This window comes from Paracoccus sp. S4493 (assembly GCF_000967735.1).
GTDB lineage: Bacteria > Pseudomonadota > Alphaproteobacteria > Rhodobacterales > Rhodobacteraceae > Paracoccus > Paracoccus marcusii.
Genome location: NZ_JXYF01000370.1, coordinates 1 through 1,489, shown reverse-complemented (window position 1 = coordinate 1,489; position 1,489 = coordinate 1). Strand labels below are relative to the sequence as shown.

Here is a 1,489-nt window from a genome sequence, read left to right as displayed (position 1 = left end):
TCCCGGCTCGACCGAGGTGCCGCGCATCCGGGACAGAATGGTGTTCCCCTGCGCGAATGTCTCCTCGATGGGGGCTTCGGCGGCCAGCAGCTGGTCCTCCAGCGCCTGCAGTTCGGCGCCCTTCTGGGTCAGTACCCGAAAGACCGCGCCGCGACCGGAGAAGCCGGACAGGGTGCCGCCCGCCTCCTGCTCGGACAGGTCCGCAAAGCTTTGCCGCACCCGGGCCACGTCGCGCGACAGCGCCTGCCCCGCCACCGCATTCGCATGCGCGCGTTCCAGCGAGGTCTGATAGGTCTGCACGGTGGCCGCCATGTGCGTCTCGACCGCGGCCGTCCCTGCCAGCGCGGCGGCGTTCAGCCAGGACGACATCGCGACGATCGCCACCGATCCAAGCGCCATCGTCAGCAGCAGGCCAACCCGCGATGCGGCCGAGCGGACCGCCGGCAACAGCCGCAGCATGTAGGACCAGAAGACGAAGATGCCCACCGACACCGCGATGGAATAGGCCAGCGCCGCAAAGGTCGTCCACAGGCCGGGATCGTCCAGCAGCGTCCGCACCCCAAGATAGGTATAGATGCCCGATGCGGCCGAAAGCACCCCAAGCGCGGTCGAGGTGAAACTGTCCAGCCAGTCCAGGTGCCGCTCAAGCTCTCGGGCATAGCGGTCGCCGACGCGGTCGTGGCTGCGGTCTGGGACGGGGGCGGCGTTGGGGTCGTGGGCCATGCGGTCTCCGGGTGGCGCTGAGGGACTGGCCCCAGATAACCGCAGATTGCTCGCATTCTCAGCCCCTTGCGGCCGATTGCCGGTCACGCTTTCGGCATGACCACGATGGGCATGGCGGCATCGGGGATGCGGGCGAACCCCTCGTCGGGCAGAACCTGGTCGCAGCCGGGGCGTGCGGACTTGAGCCGGGCGCGGTCCAGGACCCGGATCTCTCCGCGCCCCATCTCGACGATGCCTTCGGCGCGCAGTTGCGACAGCGTCTTGTTGACGGTCTGGCGCGAGCATCCGGCGATCGCCGCCAGATCGGTCTGGCTCAGCTGGATCTGCGGAGATTCGGCGCTGGTCATGGTCAACAGGTTGATGCGGATGCGATCTTCGGCGGCATAGAACATCGCAACCGAGTGCTGGCGGTTGTCCCGCGTCAGGCGGTCGTGAAAGATCTTGGCAAAGTTGCGCATCAGCAGGTCGGCCGGAACGTGCCGCAGGATCATTGCCGCATCCAGCAGCATCACCGTCGTGTCCGGCAGCGTGGTGCAGCTTGCCGCGCAGGTCCGGCCGGAAAACTGCTCGACCTCTCCCAGCACCTCGCCGGGAACGGCAAGATGGGCCATCACGCGATTTCCGTTGATATCCAGATAGTTGACCTCGATCCGGCCCTTGATGATCAGATAGATCCAGTCGGCAGGCTCGCCTTGGCGCAGAATGTCCCTGGGGCGACGGATATGAACGAGGGCAGCCTCCGCCACCAGGGCCGCCAGCTGCGGCT

The 1,489-nt window shown here is 67.0% G+C and carries 1 protein-coding gene and 1 pseudogene; both read right to left on the bottom strand.

Annotation, left to right across the window (positions count from 1 at the left end; genetic code table 11):
• Nucleotides 1–723 (bottom strand): annotated as a pseudogene (locus tag TW83_RS17795) (hypothetical protein); the annotation flags it as partial.
• An 83-nt stretch (nucleotides 724–806) separates the two neighbouring features.
• A partial coding sequence (locus TW83_RS17790) for a Crp/Fnr family transcriptional regulator (RefSeq protein WP_052714972.1) occupies nucleotides 807–1,489 on the bottom strand: 683 nt, incomplete at its 5' end.